15 protein-coding genes are annotated in these 22,649 nt (G+C 46.4%); 14 read left to right on the forward strand and 1 reads right to left on the reverse strand.

The window, feature by feature from the left end; genetic code table 11:
- From brxC to RYL27_RS00640, 14 genes are all read left to right on the forward strand, one after another.
- On the forward strand, positions 1 to 3,205 hold a 3,205-nt coding region (gene brxC / locus RYL27_RS00575), incomplete at its 5' end, for a BREX system P-loop protein BrxC (protein ID WP_314964418.1).
- Complete coding sequence (locus tag RYL27_RS00580) at positions 3,205 to 4,236, forward strand: hypothetical protein (RefSeq protein WP_314964420.1); 1,032 nt, start codon at positions 3,205 to 3,207, stop codon at positions 4,234 to 4,236. The genes brxC and RYL27_RS00580, both read left to right, overlap by 1 nt.
- Positions 4,229 to 7,939, forward strand: coding sequence for a BREX-1 system adenine-specific DNA-methyltransferase PglX (gene pglX / locus RYL27_RS00585; protein ID WP_314964423.1), 3,711 nt, complete (start codon positions 4,229 to 4,231; stop codon positions 7,937 to 7,939). The genes RYL27_RS00580 and pglX overlap by 8 nt, the downstream gene beginning before the upstream one ends.
- A gap of 12 nt (positions 7,940 to 7,951) precedes the next feature.
- The gene (locus RYL27_RS00590) at positions 7,952 to 9,475 is read left to right on the forward strand and encodes an RNA-binding domain-containing protein (RefSeq protein ID WP_314964425.1); all 1,524 of its coding nucleotides are present in this window, start codon (positions 7,952 to 7,954) and stop codon (positions 9,473 to 9,475) included.
- Positions 9,476 to 9,480: 5 nt separating this feature from the next.
- Positions 9,481 to 12,003, forward strand: a complete 2,523-nt coding sequence (gene pglZ, locus RYL27_RS00595; protein ID WP_314964427.1) for a BREX-1 system phosphatase PglZ type A — start codon at positions 9,481 to 9,483, stop codon at positions 12,001 to 12,003.
- Between the two features lie 25 nt (positions 12,004 to 12,028).
- Entirely contained in the window at positions 12,029 to 14,089 is a 2,061-nt protein-coding gene (gene brxL, locus RYL27_RS00600; RefSeq protein ID WP_314964430.1) for a protease Lon-related BREX system protein BrxL, read from the forward strand.
- Between the two features lies 1 nt (position 14,090).
- Positions 14,091 to 14,630, forward strand: a complete 540-nt coding sequence (locus RYL27_RS00605) for a Pycsar system effector family protein (RefSeq protein WP_314344613.1) — start codon at positions 14,091 to 14,093, stop codon at positions 14,628 to 14,630.
- 11 nt (positions 14,631 to 14,641) lie between these two features.
- Positions 14,642 to 15,379 (forward strand): adenylate/guanylate cyclase domain-containing protein, encoded by a 738-nt coding sequence (locus tag RYL27_RS00610; RefSeq protein WP_314344616.1) that lies wholly within the window; start codon positions 14,642 to 14,644, stop codon positions 15,377 to 15,379.
- A 37-nt stretch (positions 15,380 to 15,416) separates the two neighbouring features.
- The gene (locus tag RYL27_RS00615; RefSeq protein WP_314344618.1) at positions 15,417 to 15,602 is read left to right on the forward strand and encodes a hypothetical protein; all 186 of its coding nucleotides are present in this window, start codon (positions 15,417 to 15,419) and stop codon (positions 15,600 to 15,602) included.
- Between the two features lie 191 nt (positions 15,603 to 15,793).
- Positions 15,794 to 18,352: a DUF4268 domain-containing protein gene (locus RYL27_RS00620; protein WP_314964435.1), complete on the forward strand. Its 2,559-nt coding sequence runs from the start codon at positions 15,794 to 15,796 to the stop codon at positions 18,350 to 18,352.
- 28 nt (positions 18,353 to 18,380) lie between these two features.
- A complete protein-coding gene (locus tag RYL27_RS00625; protein ID WP_314344624.1) occupies positions 18,381 to 18,710 on the forward strand; it encodes a putative quinol monooxygenase in 330 nt (109 codons plus the stop codon).
- Positions 18,711 to 18,865: 155 nt separating this feature from the next.
- A complete protein-coding gene (locus RYL27_RS00630) occupies positions 18,866 to 19,066 on the forward strand; it encodes a hypothetical protein (RefSeq protein WP_314344627.1) in 201 nt (66 codons plus the stop codon).
- A complete protein-coding gene (locus tag RYL27_RS00635) occupies positions 19,063 to 19,389 on the forward strand; it encodes a DNA-3-methyladenine glycosylase I (protein ID WP_331656974.1) in 327 nt (108 codons plus the stop codon). The genes RYL27_RS00630 and RYL27_RS00635 overlap by 4 nt, the downstream gene beginning before the upstream one ends.
- Positions 19,390 to 19,720: 331 nt before the next feature.
- A complete protein-coding gene (locus RYL27_RS00640) occupies positions 19,721 to 21,691 on the forward strand; it encodes a DUF438 domain-containing protein (RefSeq protein WP_314964440.1) in 1,971 nt (656 codons plus the stop codon).
- A gap of 16 nt (positions 21,692 to 21,707) precedes the next feature.
- Here the strand turns inward: RYL27_RS00640 and RYL27_RS00645 are convergent, their stop codons facing one another.
- Positions 21,708 to 22,574 (reverse strand): hypothetical protein, encoded by an 867-nt coding sequence (locus RYL27_RS00645; RefSeq protein ID WP_314964443.1) that lies wholly within the window; start codon positions 22,572 to 22,574, stop codon positions 21,708 to 21,710.
- Between the last annotated feature and the right edge of the window lie 75 nt (positions 22,575 to 22,649).

Genomic DNA, 22,649 nt, shown 5'->3' on the forward strand with positions numbered 1-22,649 from the left:
TGTTTTCCTGAAGGTGTTTAACAACTCCCTGGGCTTTTGCGGCGCGATCCCCTATATCGCCGATCTGGAGCGGAAGCTTACCGAGGACGGAAAGTACGAGGAGTTCAAAGCATCCTACCAGAAAGTCACCGCCCATGACTGGTATGAAGAACGCCACGAATTTCTCTCCAAGCAAGATCGCGTAGTGAATGCTCTGGTTGATATGGGATATATGAGCGAGAAGGCAGCCTGGAACTGGTGTGATGCTGCGATCGGAGATTATCAGATCAGCATTGAAGACTTTGCAAAGCGCGTAAAGGCCTATATTGACAGCATGGGAAACAACCATCATGTTGTCTTCCTCGTGGATGAGATCGGCCAGTACATCGGCGACGATTCTAAGCTGATGTTGAATCTCCAGACCGTGACGGAAGAACTGGGCCGTGAGTGCATGGGCAAGGCATGGGTCATCGTGACCAGCCAGCAGGATATCGACTCCATTACAAAGGTCAAGGGCAACGACTTTTCCAAGATTCAGGGTCGCTTTGATACCCGTCTGTCCCTGTCCTCCGCCAATGTCGATACCGTCATCAAGAAGAGAATTCTGGATAAGAATGAGACCGCAGCGCAGACACTGCGCCTGCTTTACGAGCAGAAATCTACCATCATCAAGAATCTGATCGTGTTCAACGATGGCGTGGAGAAAAAATTATATGCAAACGACCGGGATTTTGCGGAGGTCTATCCCTTCATCCCCTATCAGTTCAACCTCCTTGCCAGCGTGCTGACATCCATCCGCACTCATGGTGCATCCGGAAAGCATCTATCCGAGGGCGAGCGCTCCATGCTGGCACTCTTCAAGGAATCTGCCGAGGCGATCAAAGAGAAAGAAGTCGGCGCGATCGTGCCGTTCCATCGCTTCTATGATGCGCTGGAAAACTTCCTGGATCACAGCCATAAGGGCGTGATCATGAAGGCGTATGATAACAACTATATCAACCCGGATCACAAGGAGAGCGATGTCTTCACCATCAACGTGCTAAAAGCTCTCTTCATGATCAAATACGTGTTGGAGATCGAATCCAACATCGACAACATCGTAAGCCTCATGGTCGAAAATATCGACGATGACCGTATCACCATCAAGGAGAAGGTGGAAGAATCCCTGAAGGTGCTCATGCGTCAGATGCTGGTGCAGAAAAACGGCAGCCTCTATGTTTTCCTGACTGATGAGGAGCAGGAGATTAACCGCGAGATCGACAGCCAGAACGTGGAGATGGCGGAGGTCATCAACAAGGTTTCCGAGATGATTTTCGAGGACATCTTCACCGACAAGAAATACCGCTACCCGACCTTTAACGGAAGGTATTCCTTTGGCTTTAATCAGGCAGTGGATGATCGTCCCTACAAATCCGGGCAGGGTTATGACTTCGGTCTGCGTATCCTGACACCGTGGTATGAGGGAGGAAACGATGACACGACGCTCCGCATGATGTCCGGCCAGGGACGGGAGGTGCTTGTCGTTCTCCCTAACGATGCCGCATTCCTGGATGAGATCCGGCAGTATCTGAAGATCGAAAAATTCCTGCGTCTGAATACATCTACGCAGCTTGCCAAGTACGAGACCATCAAAGAGGCAAAGCGCGTGGAGATGCGCGAACGCAATGCCAACGCGAAGCTGTATCTGACCGAGAGCCTGAAGGAAGCTACCATCTATGTGAACGGCGATACCGTCCGCACATCTGCCAAGGAAGTGACCGGCAGGATCAGCGAATCCATCGGCCGCCTGGTACAGATCGTTTACAACAAACTTTCCTATATTGACGTTGCATGCGGCGAGGCAGAGATCCGGAAAATGTTCCATTCCACTAACCAGCTGACACTGGGATTGGAAGGCACGACGGAGCCCAACACCCATGCGCTGGATGATGTGCTGGCCTTCATCGCTCAGAATACCCATATGCACATGAAGACCTCCATGAAGACGATCAAGGATCGTTTCATGAAAGCTCCCTATGGTTTTGTGGAGGACGATGTGCACTGGCTGGTGGCACGGCTCTTTAAGCGAGGAGACCTTGCCTTTACGGTGAACGGTGCCAGTGTCAACCAGAATAACAAGACTGAAGAAGAGCTGATCAGCTTTATCACAAAGAAAACGTTTGTGGAAAAGCTCCTGATGGAGGAACGTGTCCGCGTAAACGAAAAGGACAAGAAAGCAGTTCGTGACGTGATGAAGGAAGTCTTCGGAACCTCCGGCGTAGCCGAGGATGAAGACAGCATCATGAAGAACTTCCAGCGGTATGCCCAAAATACCATCAATGAGATCCTCCGTCTGGAACCGCAGTACCAGCGCTACACCTTCCCAGGCAAGAAAGCACTAGAAACCGGCAAGCGAATCATGCAGTCCGTACTGCAGATCCAGTCTCCGTTGGAATTCTTCCAGTATGTATCGAAAAACCGGGAAGACTACTATGACTTTATGGAGGACTACGAACCGGTCAAAGCATTCTTTAATGGAGAACAGCAGCAGATATTCACCCGTGCGCTGGATATTCTGGCGATTTATGACGACTCCAAGACTTACATCGTAGATGAAGAACTGGAAAAAGTCGTTCATGAAATGCGGCAGATCACCGGGCAGGAAAAACCGTATCAGAATATCCCCAAACTTCCGGAGCTGCGCAAGCGCTTTATGGAAGTGTATATGCAGATCCTCACTCGTGAGGAGAAGCCGGTCATTGATTCCATTGATCAGGCGCAGACACGCGTACTAGAAGTTCTGAACACCAAAGAATATGCCGGCGAAAAACGGTCTCGGTACATTGACCTGTTCCGAGAGATCCATGACGGTGCAGAGCATTGCAACAATGTCTCTACCCTTCGGAGTTTTGTAGATAAAGCGGAAGCACTGAAGATCCGTCTCCTGAACGAGATGGATGCGATGGATCGCCGGATTGCAGAACAGAAAGCAGAGGCAGCAAGAAAAGTAGCGGAAGAGGCTGCACGGAAAGCAAAGGAAGAGGGAAAGACGCTTCCTGACAGAGTGGCTGATCCTGAAGTTACGTATTATGTCAAGAAGACAAAGAACGTCACGATTAAGAACATGACACATGCTTCCTCGTGGCGTCTGGAGAGTGCGGATGATGTTGAACAGGTGCTCTCGGCCCTGCGGAAATCACTGCTGACGGAGCTGGAGACCAACGACATAGTGAATGTGGAGTTTTAATGAGTAGAGATTATTTTAGACATACAATCAAAGCTTTAGAAGAGCTGAACAGGACAACGACTTATTCTATGCCGATACTCCCTGATGACGATGGATATTTCGATAAGGAGTGTCCAAATGAGGATTGTCTTTCGCAGTTCAAAGTCAATGCGGAGGATTGGGAGAACCTATTCTCTGATGAAGCGGTTTATTGTCCGTTTTGTGGACATACAGCGTCGGCTAATAGTTGGTGGACAACTGAGCAATTAGAGCAGGCGGAAGAACAGGCTACACAGATGATATCTGCAAAATTAGGCCAGGCTTTAAGTCGGGATGCTAAGGACTTTAACCGATCCCAGCCTCGGAAAAGCTTTGTAAGAATGTCCATGAAGTATAAAGGACCGACACACTTCGTGAATCTCCCTGCGGAAGCACTTGAGGAGATGGAACAAAAAATCCAATGTGATAACTGTGGCGCGAGATATGCGGTTGTCGGGTCGGCATTTTATTGCCCTTGCTGTGGACAGAATTCCGCAAAACTCACTTTCAACAATACCATTGATAAAGTCAGAGCAAAAATCAAAAATTTGGATTTGATTAGCCAGACAATTTCACAGTATAGCAAGGACGAAGCTGCAAGAGCATGCTCATCGCTGCTTGAAAGCTCTATTCCCGACCTGGTTGTGGCGTTCCAAAGGGTATGTGAATGCGTCTATCCTCAGTTGGAAAACGCAAAACCTTTGAAGCGGAATGTGTTTCAGAGGCTTAATGATGGGTCTGTGTTGTGGAAAGAACTGGTTGGTAATGGTTATGAAGACTGGATAGATGATCATGAGATGCAGGCTTTGAAGGTACTTTTCCAGCAAAGACATTTATTTCAGCACCAAGATGGAATAGTTGATCAGGATTATATTGCAAAAAGCGGAGACACTCATTATCGCATTGGGCAACATATCATCGTTAAGCAAAGCGACGTTCTGAAATATACAGATATTGTCGAAAAAATTGGTAATCGTGTACTTGGATTTTTAGAAGGGGTGGCTCATGAATAAGACTGCCATTAAGAACTTTGCCATCTGGGCAAGGAACAAGCTGATTGCGGATATTAGCTACCGTGCCGGTCTGATGGGCATTACGACAGAGGGCATCCAGAAAGCCCTTCCGCAGTCTACCGGGACGACTGAATTTTACGACATCGGCATGGCGGAACCGTATTCCATTGATGGGGATGCGGTGAAGCAGCGCCGGTCACTGGTGGAGAAAATCCGCAGTAAGGAAAGAGAGTCAAACTACCAAACTGCCTATAAGTACGTGATCGAGGAGGTTGCCTATACCTGGTTTAACCGCCTGATTGCCGTGCGTTTTATGGAGGTCAACGATTATCTGCCCTCCCATATCCGAGTGCTGTCCTCCGATTCCGGTAAAATGGAGCCGGATTTGGTCACAACACCCTTTGACGCGGAACTATCCTTTTCTGCAGACGAGGAGCAGGAAATCTACCGTCTGAAGCAGGAAAACAAGGTGGATGAAGTCTTCCGCATCCTCTTTGTCAAGCAGTGCGATGCGCTGAATGAGATCCTGCCTGCCCTGTTTGAGAAGACTGCCGATTATACAGAATTTCTTCTGAGTCTCTCCGTTATTGATCAGGACGGCGTGGTCTGGCATCTGGTACATGACATCCCGGAAGAAGACTTCAATGTTGAGCTGGGCGGTCAGGTGGAGATCATCGGCTGGCTGTATCAGTATTACAATGTTGAACCCTTTGAACAGCTGTACGATGGCGACAAAGCGACCGAGAAAGTAAACAAAGAAGAAATAGGATATGCAACTCAATTATTCACACCTGACTGGATCGTCCGTTACATGGTCGAAAACTCTGTTGGACGTACCTGGATTGAGCATATGAGAGCAGTGGATGAATCCAAAGATGAGGCAGCTCTGGCTGCGGAATTCGGATGGAAGTATTACCTCCCGGAAGCAAAGCAGGAACCGGAGGTAGAAGAAAAACTTCGCGAACTCCGCAAGGAGCGCGCTGCGCTGAAACCGGAGCAGATCACCATGATCGACCCTTGCATGGGCAGCGGCCATATATTGGTCTATGGATTCTCGGTTCTTATGCAGATCTATGAGAGTGCTGGCTACGGTCAACGTGACGCTGCCAAGAGTATCTTGGAGCACAATTTGTTCGGTCTGGACATTGATGACCGTGCTTATCAGATGGCATACTTTGCCGTCATGATGAAGGCAAGGGAGTATAACCGCCGCATCCTGAATGGTGAGAACACCTGCAAGGTCTATGCGATTCAGGAGAGCAATGGCATTACCGATGCTGCTCTTGGGGACATGGGCGGCAACCTTTCTGAAGACGAGCGCCAGAAGGCTCTTAAAGAGATCAGGGCTTTGATTGCAGAGTTCAAGGATGCCAAAGAGTATGGCAGCATCCTGAACATCGAAAAGCGTGACTGGGATCTGTTGCGTTGTTTTGCTGTACCGAATATGGGTATCGGTCAGCTCAGTCTGGATATGAATGCTACGGAGCCTGCGGCGAATAGGCTGCAGGAGATCATTGATATTGCTGAGGCTATGGCAAATAAGTACTTGGCAACAGTTACAAATCCTCCTTACTTAAATGCGAACCGTATGGATAGCGCATTAACCACATTTGCTGCTAAGAATTACAAAGAATCCAAACAGGATATCAGTACCATAATGCTGCAAGCAGTATCCAATAAAAACGCTTTGCAAGACGGCTTTATTTCCTTCATTATGCCGACATCATGGATGTTTTCAGCAAAGTTCAAGAAAATTAGAGAAATCATTATTCAGAAGTATCAATTTGAATCAATTGTTGACTGTGGGACAGAACTATTTGATGGCAAGATAGGACATTTATATATTGGCGCATGGGTATTAAGAAAAAGGTCGCCTCATAAAAAGGGCATAGCCATTGATTTAACAGAATTCTGCTATAGTCGCCGAGATGAAAAGCAAACCGAGTTTTTCAATTTGGAGAACAGACACATCTTCAATCAACAGGAATTCAACCTGCTTCCGGATGCTCCTGTAGCATATTCTGTTTCAGAAAAAACATTTGAATATTTTAGTAGTGACGATTGCTTAGATAACGTTGGAAAAGCAAGACAAGGACTTACAACATCCGATAATAATACCTTCCTAAGGAACTGGTATGAAGTTCAGTTTGAAAAAATTGGCTTTGGCTTGAAGAGCGTTGAACAGACGCAAAATACGGATGTCAAATGGTATCCGTTTATTAAGGGGGGCGATTTCCAACGGTGGTATCAAAGAGAAGATTTTGTAGTTAATTATCAGAATGACGGGGCAGATATTAAAAAATCGGTAATGTCAAAGTATTCGTATCTTAATAATCCGGGATTTGTCGTAAAGAACACAGAGTGGTATTTCCATGAAGGTATCACATGGAATGATGTTGCTGGAGATCGCTTTAATGCGAGATTTACACCAGAAGGATATATTTTCGCTGATGCAAGTCCCTGTTTCTTTGGCGCACCAGAAAGGGTATGGAGTTCATTAGGATACTTTAATTCCGTTGTTTTTCAACACTTTGCAGATGTTATTTGCCAAGGCCTGCATTATAGTACAGGTCAAATTCCTAAAATTCCTTATCTCCATCTGTCAGATTATGACGAGGCTACAATAGCTAGCTATGCAAAAGATAACTACAAGTTAGTTTCAAGTGAATTTGAAGAAAGTGAGAGCTCTTGGTCATTCAAGGTAAATCCCATTGTTAAAAAAGCAAGGAGTCGTTCACATTGGGGGAATGATGAGGACATAACAATAGAGTACGTATTTAGCTATGTGGCACAAGATTACGATGATCGATTCAATCAACTAAAAGAAAACGAAGAAAGAATAAATAAGTTATTTATTGATATCTACGGCTTGCAGAATGAGTTGGAGTCAGAGGTAGAGGATAAGGCTGTAACTGTCCGTCATGCGGATCTTCAGCGAGACATTAAGTCTTTACTTTCGTATGCCGTGGGCTGTATGTTCGGCCGCTATTCTTTGAATTATCAGGGTTTGGCCTATGCTGGTGGCACTTGGGATGCATCAAAGTATTCCACGTTCCTGCCTGATACAGATAATGTGATCCCGATTACTGATGAAGAGTATCTGGAAGACGACATCGTTTTCCGACTCTGCACATGGCTGAAGGTGGTGTTTGGAGAGTCCACACTGGAGGCAAACCTTGATTTCATCGCTAAGGCACTGGGAAACAAGGGTGATTCGTCCCGTGAAGTCATCCGGAATTACTTCCTGAATGATTTCTTCAAGGATCATTGCCAGACCTATTCTGTGACAGGTTCCGGCAAGCGCCCGATCTACTGGCTCTTTGATTCCGGTAAGCAGAACGGTTTTAAGGCTCTGATCTACTTGCATCGCTACAACGCTGACACCATAGGAAACCTGCGTATAGACTACCTGCACCGGATGCAGCGTATTTATGAGAGTGAAATCAGCCGGATGCAGGATATGATCGACCACAGTACCAGTGCCCGGGAAGTAGCACAGTCTACCAAACGCCGGGAGAAGCTGCAGAAGCAGCTGAAGGAATGCCGGGAATATGATGAGCGTCTGGCGCATCTGGCACTTTCCCGCATCGAGCTGGATCTGGATGACGGCGTGAAGGTCAACTATCGCAAGATTCAGACTGCAAACGACGGCAAATTCTACGAAGTGTTGGCGGATTCCAAGAATATCATGACGAAGAAGTAAGGGGGTGATGGCATGGCAGTTTCCAAAGAATACTTCGGTGAAGGAAAATATGTGGAGTTCAAAGAGGAGATCCCGAAGAAGCATGAGAAGTTTCTGAAGGACATCATTGCCTTCGCCAACACCAGCGGCGGCAAAGTTGTGATAGGCATAGAGGATGAAACAGGTGAGGTGAAAGGATTAGGGGAACAGAATCCGTTCAAACTTTCTGATGCAATCTCCAATATGATCTCTGATGCCTGTACACCCCAGATCTTTACAGATATTACCGCTAAAACACTGGAGGGAAAGACGATTCTTGAAGTAGAAGTATTCCCGGGCACTAACCGGCCGTATTACCTGAAGTCTGCCGGAAAAGAAGCGTCTGCATATGTGCGGATCAATGGAACCAGCCGCCCCTGTGGTGAGTTCATTTTGAAGGAACTGGAGCTGGAAGGTGCGCGGATGTCCTATGATACCCTGTGGGAGATCGGTGATTCCTATGACGAAGAAGCGGTCGAAGCTCTGATGGAAAGCATGTATCAGACTGCGTTGTCAGAATACAGAGGTACCGATGCCCAAAATGCGGTTCATAAGCTTACGACCGAAAAACTGGAGGACTTTGGTATTCTGCTCCGAAAAGAGGGCGAACTTGTTCCTTCCAGAGCCTTTACGCTTCTGACCAAGCCGAGAGAGCGTTATGTCAAAATCCAGTGTGCCCTGTTCAAAGGAACTGAAAAAGTGGATTTTATCGACCGCAAGGAATTCCGTGGACCGGTACAGGAACAGATCGAGCAGGCACATCAGTTTGTGCTGCGTCACACAAATAAGGGTGCCATCATAGAGGGACTTTACCGGCAGGATGTCTATGAGCTTCCGGTCAGTTCTATCCGTGAGATCATCACAAATGCGGTTTTGCACCGCAGCTATGTAGATCCTGCAAATATTCAGGTTTCTATCTACGATGACAGAGTCGAGATCGATTCTCCGGGTATGCTGTGTGCTGGTTTAAGTGTGGCGGATGCGCTCTCCGGGAAATCTAAATGTCGGAATAAGGCATTGGCCGAGGCATTTCAGTATATGAATCTGATTGAAGGCTGGGGAACCGGGGTGCCCAGATTATATAAAGCTTGTGCAGAAATGGGGCTGCCGGAACCGAAATTTTCTGAGTTCGGCGATGGGATCAAGGTGACGATTTATAAGGCCATTAATGCCAATCATGAAGCCAATCCATCCAATACTGGCTTAGAAACTGACAGTAAGGCAGGCGAAAAGACTGACACTAGCAGAAAAACTGGCACAGAAACCAACATAGAAACCAACACAGAAACCAACACAGAAACCAACACAGAAACCAACACAGAAACCAACACAGAACAAAAGGTTATTACTCTGATTAAGCATAATCCATCGATTACGATAAAAGAGATGGCTTTGCAATGCGGAATGTCTGTCAGTGGTATCCGCTATGTGATAGATGCATTGCGTAAGCGCGGAAAGCTGAGCCGTGAAGGGGCACAAAAGCGCGGCAAATGGATCGTTGTCGATTCTGGAGATTGAATGTTATGGCTGAATTAAACCTAAAACAAATTATAGATCGGCTGAAAGCTGAGTTTACGGGCGATACCCGTAAGCTGGTCTTCTGGTATGACGATAAAGCCGAGTTTGAGGAAGATATCGCTGGTGTGGAACTGGAAAATGCGAAGGTATATATTTTGAAGCCGCATAATCAGTTCCAGACCAAGCGCTTTCTGGAGCGAGAAGATACCACCACAAATTACCTGATCTATGCGCCGTTTCCAAAGCCGGATGTGAGTGAAAACCACCTGGAGGACACTATGCTGTACTCCAAGCGGTTTTTTGCCGACCGTACCTCCCTCCTGTCCGTGGATTTGGGCATTGAAGAGAAATATAAGCCGATCATCGAGAAACACATCAAGTTCTTTGCCAATAAAGAGCGCACCCAGCGCTTCTATGATCTGGAAATTGAGAACTTTAACGAGGAGAACATCCTTGTCGGCCTTCTCAGCGCTATCTGTAAGACACGTACCTGCTCTTTTGAAGAGGTGCTGCGGGTTATGATCACGGACAGTGAGCTGGAAGATAATAAGTTCCTTGCCGAGATCGAGAAGTACGACCTGCTGGATTCCTTCTGGAAGCTTTGCGAGCAGCAGTTTGGCTATACGGATGTGAAGCCGACACTGGAAAAGCTCATGGTCACCATGTTTGTGACAGCAACCGCGCGACAGTTGGGATGTGATGTTCCACAGAGCTGGAAGAGCTTTGGTTCGTATAAGTCCGGCAACATCATCGCTTTCCTGAATAATCTGATGAACAGCGTTCTGTATGGAGACCGCTTTGATGCGCTCTCCAAGCATGTATCCGATGGCTTGAATGTGATGGCAGCCTTTTCCTCCATACAGCCGGAAGCACTTGTGGATGTGGATGCGTTTATCGCAGCTGATCAGATACTCGTAAAGTGGATTGTTGAGCGTCTTTCCGCTGAAGATACCGGTGCAAAGCTGGACAGGCTTTCTATTCCGGAAATCTGCGAGAAGCGGAGCAAGATGCATTTTGTCAAACGGACAGAAAAAACATACAGCCTGCTTCACAGTGCCTATGACCTGATTGCTGCTGCGAACTATTCCTGCCCGGATGGCTTTAAGAATATTATCAGCCAGTATCTGAAGGAAGACTATAAGATCGATCAGGAATATCGGAAATTCTATAGCAGTTTTGACGCCTTGGAGGACACCGGCGCGTTTGAAGGGCTACGTACCCTGGTGGAGAACATCTACACCAACGAGTTCCTGGCGACCATTATGCCCAAATGGAATGAGGGCATTCAGGAAGAACAGGCTTTGCAGGAGATCCCCCTTCAGCGGAATTTCTATAGCGGAAATCTTCGTAATACCAAAGAACGTACGGTGGTTATTATCTCCGATGCCATGCGTTATGAGGTGGGGCAGGAATTGTACCGCCGTATGAGCGATGACCCGAAATGCACGGCGAAGCTGGAAGCGCAGCTCTCCGTGCTGCCGTCCTATACAAGGTTGGGGATGGCGGCGCTTCTGCCGCACCGAACTCTCACTATGGAGGACGATTTCCGTGTGCTGGCAGATGGTGTGCTCTGCAATGACCTGGCCGGTCGCCAGACGGTTCTGCAAGCACATCAGAAGGACAGCTGCTGCGTGCAGTTTGATGATATCAAAGGTCTGAAGAAAAACGATCTGCGGGACATCTTCACCGGGAAGCAGGTCGTGTATGTGTATCATAATCAGATCGATGCCCGTGGAGACAAGGCCAATACCGAGGATGAGGTGTTTGTCGCCTGTGAAGAGGCAATCACGGAGATCATGGATCTGATTCGAAAGCTCACTGGAAACGCCAATACCACGCACTTTATCGTCACTTCTGACCATGGCTTTATATACAAGCGCGACAAGCTTTCCGAAAGCGACAAGATCGGCGGGATCAATGACAAGAAGGCGTTCGTCAACCGCCGGTTCATCGTGGCACAGGAGCCTGTGGTCGATGAAGGTGTTCATAACATGTCCATGGGGCGGATCCTCGGAAACGATGATCAGAAGATGGTCTCCTTCCCCGTTAACAGCAATGTATTCAAGGTGGCCGGGGGCGGACAGAACTTTGTCCATGGTGGTTCCTCCCCGCAGGAAATGCTGGTTCCCGTTCTGACCATCCGGATGGAAAAGGGACATATGGAGACCCGTCCCGCGCAGATCGCATTGGTGAGTATCGTGCAGAAAATCACGAACCTGATTACCACCATGGATTTCATCCAGTCGGATGCGGTCAGCGATACGGTCAAGAAGACAACCTATAAGATGTACTTTATCTCGGAGGATAATGAGAAAATTTCCAATGAGAACACCTACATCGCAGACAGCCGTGATGCCGATCCGCAGAAACGAATCTTCCGGATGCGGTTCACATTCAAGAATAAGAAATACGACAAGAACAAGCAGTATCACCTTGTCGTTTACGATGATGCGACAGGCATCGAGGCATTCCGTCACCCTGTGATCATGGATCTGGCGTTTGCCGATGATTTTGGCTTCAGCATCTGATAGAAGGAAAGGCCGGTAAGGGAATATGTCAGAATTTTCGATTACGGATGACAGACGAGAGGTTATCAAGAGTAAGCTACGCCAGAACTTCGATGGGAAGATCGTCCGCAAGGATTTAACAAAAAAGATCAAAGAAGGCGCGAATGTACCAGTCTATGTGCTGGAGTTCCTTCTCGGTCAGTATTGCAGTTCAGATGATCCGGAGGTGATCGAGCAGGGCGTGGATAACGTCAAGCGGATTCTGGCAGACAATTTCGTGCGTCCGGATGAAGCACAGAAAATCCTCTCCCTGCTGCGCCAGTGCGGCAGCCATACTGTGATCGACATGATCACGGTCAATCTGGATATTAAGCACGACTGCTATTTTGCTACCTTTTCAAACCTTGGATTAACGGGCATCCCCATTGATGAGGACTATCCGACCAAATACGACCGCTTGCTCTGCGGCGGAATCTGGTGCATCGTGCAGCTGGATTATGAGTTTGTCGAGGAAGAACGCAATAGGACGCCGATTCACATCCGCAAGCTGACGCCGATCCAGATGCCCCATGTGGACATCGATGAATTAAAGTCAGGGCGCAAAGCGTTTAGCAAAGATGAATGGATTGACGTGTTGCTGCGCTCCATCGGCATGGAGCCAGATGAACTGGAATACCGGGAAAAGTGGCTTCTTCTCACCCGTATGCTGCCGCTGATTGAAAACAACTTTAACTTCTGTGAACTTGGACCCCGCAGCACAGGTAAGTCTCACCTGTATAAGGAGATTTCGCCGAACAGCATATTGGTGTCTGGCGGACAGACGACCGTTGCCAATCTGTTCTACAACATGGGCAGAAAGACCGTTGGTCTGGTAGGACTTTGGGATTGCGTTGCCTTTGATGAGGTTGCCGGTATCCGCTTTAAAGATAAAGACGGCGTGCAAATCATGAAGGATTATATGGCATCCGGCTCCTTTGCCCGTGGCAAAGAGGAGAAGGCGGCATCTGCTTCTATGGTTTTTGTGGGCAATATCAACCAGAGTGTGGATGTGCTTTTGAAGACATCCAGCCTGTTTGACCCGTTTCCACCTGAAATGGGTACAGATACGGCTTTCCTTGATCGTATGCACTGCTACCTACCAGGCTGGGAGATTCCGAAATTCCGGCCGGAGCATTTCACGGACGATTATGGCTTTATTACGGATTACCTGGCTGAGTTTATCCGTGAACTGCGGAAAGAACAATACGGAGATTCGCTGGACAAGTATTTCCGCCTTGGTAAGAACTTGAACCAGCGCGACACCATTGCTGTTCGCAGGATGGTGGATGGATATCTAAAGCTTCTCTATCCGGACGGCCAGTTCGGCAAGGAAGAAGTGGCGGAAGTCCTGACGCTTGCGCTGGAGATGCGCCGCCGCGTCAAGGAGCAGTTGAAAAAGCTGGGTGGTATGGAATTCTATGATGTGAATTTCTCCTACATCGACAATGAAAGCTTTGAAGAGCATTATGTCAGCGTCCCAGAGCAAGGCGGCGGCAAACTGATCCCGGAGAGCATGTGCAATCCGGGTCAGGTGTATACGGTCTCCCGCGGAAAATCGGGCATGATTGGCGTATTTCGCTTGGAGAGCCAAATGCTCCCCGGCAATGGAAAGTTTGATAGAACCGGCCTCGGCTCTGACAGAGAATGCCGAGAGGCGTCCAATACTGCTTTAAGCTATCTGAAAGCAAACGGAAACAGGATCAGCGGAGCCATCAGCACGACCACGAAGGACTACATCATAAATTATCAGGATTTACAGGGCATCGGTATGACAGGAAAGCTGGCGCTTCCCACGCTTATTGCTCTAAGCTCCATCGCCCTGGGAAAGCCGACTGTAAGCAGTCTGGCGGTATTAGGTGAGATCAGCATCAGCGGCACGATGATTAAGGTAGATGAGCTTGCAAATGCGCTGCAGGTCTGCTTGGATTCCGGCGCAAAGAAGGTATTGCTGCCGATTACGTCTGCAGCAGATCTCGGCACAGCACCGGCGGAGCTGGTGGGATGCTTTAATCTGATTTTTTATAGCAATGCTGAAGATGCGGTGTATAAGGCGCTAGGAGTGGAGTAATATGGCTGGATCAAAAGAAAGACATGAAGTGATGTTCGAAAAAGAAGATGCATATAAATCGTTGGAAATAACCAATAGTTGGATCGGAAATCTGGATACGAAAGCTTCATTCTTGCTTGCTTACTTATCAGTGGTAATGGGATTCGTTGTCTCTCATGGGGTTCCAGTAGTATTTTCTACTACGCCCACTGCGCCGTTAGGGATGATCTATTGGGCGAAAATCATTTGCGCAATAGGACTGTATTTTTCACTTATACTTTCTGCTGTTTTTTTACTTGGAACGCTAACAGCACGTATTAACGGCAAGGGAAATAAGCCCTCATTACTTTTCTTTGGAGAAATATCCAAACTGTCTCTAAATGACTATAAGTCAAAAATTTTAAATCGTACAGAAGATGAACTCATTAAAGATATCCTTGAACAGATTCATACCAATGCAGAAATATGTACGAAGAAAAGCAAATACTACAATTCTGGGGTGAAATTCGTTTTCGTTGCGACTGTTTTGTACATTGCGTGTATGGGAATAGGCGTTCTCTGAGGAGGTTGAACATGGAAGTTACAGATCATATTTTATACGATATAGATAAGAGTGCGGAAAGGATAGACGATATTCTTTCCGCTGGCAATGGTAATTTCGAAGATAAGGGATATCTTCCATCTCGGAGTAGCCTTACATATACCAATGGCTTTTATGTATATGTTACAGCGCTTTTCATCGATATAGTCGGTTCCTCTGATATGACAGATGAACATAAGAGACCTGTGCTTGCAAAGACATACCGTAGCTTTATTTCTGAATGTACTGCCATAATGAATTCAGAAAATATTTGCATGGAGATCAACATAAACGGTGATTGTGTCTGGGGCGTTTTTGAGACCCCTAAAAAATCTGATATTGATACAGTGTTTAGTGTTTCTGCTCAACTCAATAGCTTGATAAAAATACTGAACCATAAACTAAAGAAAAAGGGATATTCGGAAATATCAGTTGGAATAGGGATAGATTATGGAAGAGCGTTGATGGTGAAAGCTGGTTACTCTGGAAGTGGTTTAAACGATGTAATTTGGATGGGGGACGTTGTTAATTCCGCAAGTCATCTGAGTGGCGAAGCAGGCCGAAACGGAAGGAAACCGCTTGTTGTTTCATCATGCATATATGGCAATCTCAATGAGCACAATCAGGGTTTATTGACGTCATTCGATTCTACTGCTGATTGGACGACTAAATATGAGGGGAACATTATTAATTCTTCTATGGATGAATGGTATCAGGAACACTGCAAATAAAAACAATTGTTAAATGGCTTGAAAACAAGAAGTTGCTATGGTAGAAAAGTATAAAGTCATCACCCTCTGCGGCAGTACCCGCTTCAAAGATTCTTTCATGGAAGCACAGAAGCGCCTGACGCTGGAGGGGAATATAGTAATCAGTGTCGGCCTCTTTGGCCATTCCGGAGACAACGAAGTCTGGGAAAACATGGACGAGGGAACGCTGACGCGGGAACGCTGACGCGGACAAAGGAAATGCTGGATGATATGCATAAACGGAAGATTGACATGTCAGATGAGATTTATGTCATTAATGTAGGCGGTTATATCGGCACCAGCACACAATTAGAGATTGATTATGCGATAGCGACCGGCAAAGCTGTCCGCTATCTGGAAGAAGTAGAGTGAGGAGTACGGCATCGGAGGCACATTATGAAAGGGTCAGAATCCAAGCTGATTAAATATATGGAGGGAGCAGACAAGCGGTTTGTTATCCCCGTCTATCAGAGAAATTACGACTGGATGATTGAGAACTGCAAACAGCTTTATGATGACCTGATCAAAGTCGTCAGGAATGGAAGAAAGAACCATTTTTTCGGCAGCATCGTTTCGACATTTAATCCGGACGGTGATAATGAAGAATACCAGATTATCGACGGTCAGCAAAGGCTGACGACGGTCTCTCTGCTGCTTCTGGCTATGTACAACCTGATCAAGCAGGGGAAAATGGTGCCGGAAGATAAACGTCTCAGCGACCGTATCTATGAGGATTATCTGGTAGACAAGTATCAGCCGGAAGAGACCCGCATCAAGCTGAAGCCAATCAAGAACGACCGCAGGGCATTCGGAAAGCTGTTCGATGATGAGGAAGAGCATATCGGAGGTTCCAATCTGACAACGAACTACAACTACTTCTACGACCGCATCCAGAAAGAAGAAATCTCGATAGACCAACTATTCCAAGCGATCCGTAGCCTAGAAATCATCAACATCCGCCTCGACACGGATGATAACCCGCAGCTGATATTTGAAAGCCTGAATTCTACAGGGCTTGACCTTTCGGAAGGCGACAAAATCCGGAACTATATCCTGATGGGGCTACCGGCCAAGCAGCAGGAAGTATTCTACGAAAAATACTGGAACAAGATTGAGGAGAACACGAACTATCAGGTCGATCTGTTTGTTCGCGATTATCTAAGCGTAAAGCAGCAGGCAACACCTTCGCTGAGCAAGATCTATTTCACCTTCAAGGGGTATGTTGAGAATGATGAGCTTGATACCGAGACGCTTCTTATTGATCTTCTGGATTACGCCCGGCTGTACAGAATCCTTTTGACCGGAAAGGTTGGCGATAAGAGGCTGGGTTCTTGCATCTACCGCTTGAACCGACTGGAAACGACCGTTACCCGCCCGTTCTTCCTCGAAATTTTGCGCCTCAACAAAGAGGGTACGTTCTCAATGGACGACGTTGTGGATGTGTTCCTTACGACAGAGAATTACTTGTTCCGTCGGACAATCTGCGAATTGCCGACAAACCAGTTGAACAAAATTTTCCTTCTCCTGCATAAGGAGGTCATCCGTTACGATGGCACTGCAGATAACTATCTTGAAAAGCTGAAATATGCGCTGCTTTCCAAGAAGGAACGTGCCAGATTCCCGGAAGATGTGGAGTTTGCGGATACCTTTGCTGCGAAGCAGATTTATTCCATGAATGCCAAAAACAAAATGTACATTCTGGAGCGGTTCGAGAATTTTGGCACCATCGAAGACAAGGATGTGTACCGGCATTTTGATGACGGAGATTACTCGATTGAGCATATTATGCCGCAGCACCTTACACCAGCCTGGGCTGATGTGCTTGGTGATGACTACGAGCGCATTCATGAGACCTGGCTGCACAGGATGGCCAACCTGACGTTGACCGGATACAACTCCAAGTACAGCAATAACACTTTCATCGAAAAACGAGATATGGCCAATGGGTTCAAAGATAGCGGCATCCGTATGAACCAGTGGATTGGGGCGCAAGCCCAGTGGACAGAGGAAGAACTGGAGAAACGGAATGATTATGTCCAGCAGCGTGCGCTGGAAATATGGGCAGTACCTGTAACTAGTTTCCGCCCGATTGAAAAGCAGCTGGATTCGTGTACGTTGGATGACGAAATTGATTTGACAGGAAGAAAAATTGCCCGGTTTGCATACCTGACAATGGAACAGCCGGTCAAGAACTGGGCAGAGATGTTTGAGAGCGTTGTCAGGCTCCTTCATTCTGAGGATAAATCCGTACTGAATAATCTTGCTTATGAAACCGATGAAAGTGTTGATCTTTCTTCTTATGTCAGTTACAAGAAGGATGCGCTCCGTGGTTACATCGAAATAGACAACGGAATCTATGTCGAGCGGAATACCAGCACATGGACGAAGCTCTCGATCCTTAAAAGGTTGTTCAGCCTCTATAAGCTGGATGCTTCTGACCTTGTGTTCTATCTTCGCGATGAAGACGGGACGGATGAAGAGGAAGAAATCGCCGGCACACGGTACGAACTCCGGAAGAACTTCTGGACGTATGCTCTTGAAATCATCAGGGAAGCCAACAAAGAGAGCGGGGCTTTCAGTAATTGTAATCCGGTTATAGAGAACTGGATGAATGGATACTTTGGCATCCAGGGCTTCTACCTGTGTACTGTGGCAAATTTCGATGCGGTAAGGGCAGAGCTTGTCTTTGGGAAAGCCAGCTCGGAAGAAAACAAGAAGGGCTTTGATATCGTCGCCGCCCATAAAGCGGAAATTGAAGCTGCAATCGGTGCACCTCTGGTATGGGATAGAGGCGATGACAAGAAGTCATCGAAGATATATTTCACGCTTGATGGAGTCGGGATTGGAAAAGAAGAAGACTGGCCGGTGATTGCTCGGTTTCATGCTAAGTGGACAGCAAAGTTATATGAGGCGATAGTTGTACCTTACTTGAAGCCAGTATATATAGCAGATTAAGGATAACGACGAGGAAGGAGGCTGGGTAATGGCTATAACAGTAAACATCTACTATTCTGGCAAGGGCGGCAGTGCATGCCGCTTTGCGGAAGAAATGGTATCAACCGGAGTTGTTGATGATATCCGGGCAGAGTTAGGTAATCTGAGATATGAATACTTCTTTCCCATGGATAAACCTGAGACAGTTCTGTTGATTGACAGCTGGACGGATCAGTCGGCTATAGATGTACACCATGCATCACCTATGATGGGAAAAATTGCTGAATTACGCAAGAAATATGATCTTCACATGAAAGTCGAACGGTATGTATCCGATGACAATATGCCGGTGTCAGAACATCAGTTTATAAGGAATTAGTCAGATATGAGAACCTAGAAGGAACTATATGAGGTAGCCAGAGCTACTATCAATGAACGTGATGTTTCGCCAAATCAGGAAACATTTACGTCGGAGTTTGTGTAGATACAGCTTGCTCTTTAGGTATTTGCGCAGAACGGAATATAATGTTTCATATGCTTACTTGCGGTGAAAATGAAATTCGAAAGGTTATTGAGATCAATGCGGAAGGTAAAACCATACCGCCATGCGGAGCTTGCAGAGAATTTATGGCGCAGTTGGTGCCTGGGAGATTTGGCGATGTGGAGATCATGGTGGATTATGAAAATAAACAGGTTGCTTCCCTGCATGACCTGGTGCCGGAGTGGTGGTCATGAGCAGTTGTGACTGGGGCTTCCGGTTTGAAGCCATGAAAACATATCACGATACCGAATGGGGCATCCCGCTGCATAACGATCAGAAGCAGTTTGAGTTTCTGATGATGGAGGCCATGCAGTCTGGCCTCTCCTGGGATCTGATGATCAAGAAGCGTGAAATCTTTCGGAAGTGCTTTGACAGCTTTGATTACGACAAAATTGTCGAATATACCGAGGCCTATGTGGAGTATCCATCTATTAGGACTCTTCAGCGCTTGGCAAAAGGAATGGGAATGATTCTTAAGATTGAATTTACTCCGGAGCAGGTATCGGTAGTGAAATAGTTTTCGGATCATGTGAAAGACAGAAATTTTCTTGGAATAGACAGTTTGCATGTTGCAAGAAATTTCTGTCTTTACTTTTATCATCAATTGTTATCTATTGTTTAACAATGAGATCAGCTTCAGTTGAAGATATAAGATAGTATTCCGTTTGTTGCCTATGCAACAAAATTTTTTTCTTCTTTAACGATAATTAGTATATACTAACAAGAAATATAGTATATACAGCAGACTCATATCGTATAAATTGAGCTGATTCTATCCGGCAAGTAAAGAAAGTAAAGCTGCCTCATAGATTGTCAGAAGAAATCGGTGGAATTGGAAGGAGAAGAAAATGGAAAAGATTTTGGATTTGAATAAAAGTGTAGCATCCCTTGTAAAGGAGTATTCGGAAGTTGTTGACATCATGGCAGATTTAGGATTTACGGAAATTAAAAATCCTGCCATGCTGGCTTCTGTAGGTCGGATTATGAATCTAAAGAAGGGTTCTCAGATGAAGAAGATTCCTATGGAAGAGATTGTTCGTGCATTCCGAGAAAAGGGATTTGAGATTACGGATGGAGGTAAGCCATTTCCTGTTGAATCAGCTGATTCATCTGAGGTAGCAAAGATAGCTAGGGCCATTGATTCAAATGAAGCGGCGAAAGCCCCGGTAGATCGTGCAGAAGCCTTGCGTTCACTTTTGGATCGTCTGTCCGAGGGCGAGGCTCTGGAGTCTGTTCGTGCAGATTTTGTTCGGGATTTTAAGGACGTAGATCCCGCGGAAATCATGAGGGCGGAGCAGGGGCTCATGGAATCCGGCATGCCTCTTTCTAAAGTACAGAAGCTTTGTGATGTGCATTCGGCCCTCTTCCATGGAGAGACCCGGGAAGAGAAGATTGCCAATGCGGAAAGAGCCGTTCAGGCTTCTTTAAAGAACCAGGCAGGAAAAGAGGAGAAAAACTACATCAATAAAAGTGTAGAGGCGGAAAGCTTGATTCAGATTCCTGGACATCCTCTTTCGACATTTACCAAGGAAAATGAGGCCCTTGGGAAGTATTTAGAAAACACGAAGGCAAGATGGGAAAGCTTGATAGAAAGCCTTTCCGGAAAAGCCGGCGGAAAAAATAAAGCAAAAATAGCAGAAAAATCAAAAGGAGCACAAGGCGCAGAAGGAGTAGATGACGCACAAGGCGAGCCGGATTGGGAAGCTTTGCTTGCTGTATTTTCAGAGGAGCTTGCAAAACTCCGTTCCTTTACCGTGCACTATGCGAAGAAGGGAGACCTTCTCTATCCCCTTCTAAAAGTGAAATACGACATTTCCGGTCCTTCTCAAGTCATGTGGACAGTGGATGATGAGATCCGTGATACTCTGGGAGAGCTGAAAAGGGAGCTTACTGAGAAGAGCAAGGGTGTGAGAGCCCTTCGGTACACCGGGGAAGATTTGGATGATGAGGAAGAAGAGTATAGTAGAAGCAAAGCGGAGATTGCGGAAAGTATCCTAAACAGCTTTTTCTTAAAGAATTATCTTGCTGTACGAAACCGTATGGAGGAGATGATTTATAAGGAGGAAAATATTCTCTTCCCCATGTGCGCCCTGCAATTTCAAAAAGAGGAGTGGATACAGATTTACTTCGATTCCAAAGACTATGAAGCTTGTTTTTCCGTTGAAAATGCAAGTTGGAAGGAAGCGGAAGAAAACGGCAATACTCCGGAAAAGTGGAGAGCGGTCGAAGCTTCAGGAGATTCAGAACGAGAAAAATCCGAGAAAGAAACTTCTGAGGAGCGTTCCGGAGATTTTCATGCTGCTGAACTTTCTCAGGGAGCCGGTAAAATGCTGGAGGATCTGCTTCGTAGAGTAGAATCATTGGAAGGAAAAGCCGGGAATAGCGGAGAGTCCTCTTCTGCAAGGGATGGAGAAATCATCATGCCCGGTGGACATTTAAAGAAAAATGAGCTGATTGCCATGTTAAATACCATTCCGGTGGAGATTACCTTCGTGGATAAGGACAATATCAACCGTTTCTTTAATGAAGGGCCAAAGGTCTTTAAACGCCCGCAAATGGCCATTGATCGGGAAGTATTTTCCTGTCATCCTCCCAAAGTGGAACCTATGGTGCGTATGATTATCGGAAACTTCCGGGATGGAAAGGAAGATGAAGTTCCCATTTGGATGGAGAAAGGCGGAAAGCCCTTCCTGGTGCGCTATATGGCTGTTCGGGACAAGGAGCAGAACTATGTGGGAACCCTGGAAGCGGTAACAGATATGACAGAGGTCAAAGAACATTTCCGTCAGTATTTTAAGAGCCATCCGGAGGAACTGTAAAAAAGCTTTTCAGTTCCTAAAAATCCGGAAATACCACATCCTCCATCTTTACAAGCTTTGCCTTTCCGCCTTTCCCGCTTCCGATGTAAAGGAGCTCATAGCTTGTTTTGGCATCTTTTCCTTTTGACTTCTTGGCGGTGAAAATCACGTCTTCTTCGGGCTTGCCTTCTTGTGTGTGCTTCCCGATATAAGCTAGCGGAATATAGGATACATTTTCGTTATCCGGTACAGCCTCTGTAAAGGCATTTTGGATTGCCGGAATATCTTCCGGGAGATAGGAGCCGGTATTGTCAATGTAATCTTCTCCCTCCTCTCTGGATTCTTCTGTGGGAAAGAGAATGGCACTTCCCATTACCTCGGACTTTCCGGAAAGGTCCTGATAAATCTGTAAAAGTACAAAGGAGACATTTTCCTGATAATCCGTCCAAGTACTCTTACATAGGTAAAGGTAGTTTGTGCCGGAAACAACTTGGGTGCCCAGCAGGGCTATGGGCTCATAATGGGTATAGTTATAGCCATTTGGAAATGCCGCTTCAAATGCATTCATGGCATCGGGGTTATCCTTTATAGAGAAGCTTGCAAGATTCGTGTTATAAGCGCCCACGAGCGGAGCATCGGTATTGTTCTTAGCCTTTTCTTTTTCTTCTGCGGTTGCTCCGGATTCTGTAGGATTCGGAGCACTGCTTTCTTTTTCCGCTTCTTCGGAATCAGTATTACTGCTTTCTTTCTTCGCGTCACTTAGCTCCTCGGAACTGCTTTCCTTAGCAGTTTCCGTGGGACTTACTGTGCTACTTTCCTTTGCCGTTTTGCTGCTGCAGGCGGTAATGGTTAGAGCGGATAGTGCTGCGATGACCAGTGTATGATTTAAAAGATTCTTTTTCATTTTCTCTCCCTCTTATATTTCTAGCTTTTGTCTCCCTCTTGTACTTCTAGCTTTTTCCTATGTATTATAAATCGA

The organism is Oribacterium sinus (genome assembly GCF_963537195.1).
In the GTDB taxonomy this organism is placed as follows: Bacteria; Bacillota; Clostridia; order Lachnospirales; family Lachnospiraceae; genus Oribacterium; species Oribacterium sinus_A.

Excerpts from the sequence above, each read along its gene's own strand:
- RYL27_RS00580 (WP_314964420.1), top strand. The coding sequence starts at position 3,205 with ATGAGTAGAGATTATTTTAGACATACAATCAAAGCTTTAGAAGAGCTG.
- pglX (WP_314964423.1), top strand. The coding sequence starts at position 4,229 with ATGAATAAGACTGCCATTAAGAACTTTGCCATCTGGGCAAGGAACAAG.
- RYL27_RS00590 (WP_314964425.1), top strand. The coding sequence starts at position 7,952 with ATGGCAGTTTCCAAAGAATACTTCGGTGAAGGAAAATATGTGGAGTTC.
- pglZ (WP_314964427.1), top strand. The coding sequence starts at position 9,481 with ATGGCTGAATTAAACCTAAAACAAATTATAGATCGGCTGAAAGCTGAG.
- brxL (WP_314964430.1), top strand. The coding sequence starts at position 12,029 with ATGTCAGAATTTTCGATTACGGATGACAGACGAGAGGTTATCAAGAGT.
- RYL27_RS00605 (WP_314344613.1), top strand. The coding sequence starts at position 14,091 with ATGGCTGGATCAAAAGAAAGACATGAAGTGATGTTCGAAAAAGAAGAT.
- RYL27_RS00610 (WP_314344616.1), top strand. The coding sequence starts at position 14,642 with ATGGAAGTTACAGATCATATTTTATACGATATAGATAAGAGTGCGGAA.
- RYL27_RS00615 (WP_314344618.1), top strand. The coding sequence starts at position 15,417 with ATGGTAGAAAAGTATAAAGTCATCACCCTCTGCGGCAGTACCCGCTTC.
- RYL27_RS00620 (WP_314964435.1), top strand. The coding sequence starts at position 15,794 with ATGAAAGGGTCAGAATCCAAGCTGATTAAATATATGGAGGGAGCAGAC.
- RYL27_RS00625 (WP_314344624.1), top strand. The coding sequence starts at position 18,381 with ATGGCTATAACAGTAAACATCTACTATTCTGGCAAGGGCGGCAGTGCA.
- RYL27_RS00630 (WP_314344627.1), top strand. The coding sequence starts at position 18,866 with ATGCTTACTTGCGGTGAAAATGAAATTCGAAAGGTTATTGAGATCAAT.
- RYL27_RS00635 (WP_331656974.1), top strand. The coding sequence starts at position 19,063 with ATGAGCAGTTGTGACTGGGGCTTCCGGTTTGAAGCCATGAAAACATAT.
- RYL27_RS00640 (WP_314964440.1), top strand. The coding sequence starts at position 19,721 with ATGGAAAAGATTTTGGATTTGAATAAAAGTGTAGCATCCCTTGTAAAG.
- RYL27_RS00645 (WP_314964443.1), bottom strand. The coding sequence starts at position 22,574 with ATGAAAAAGAATCTTTTAAATCATACACTGGTCATCGCAGCACTATCC.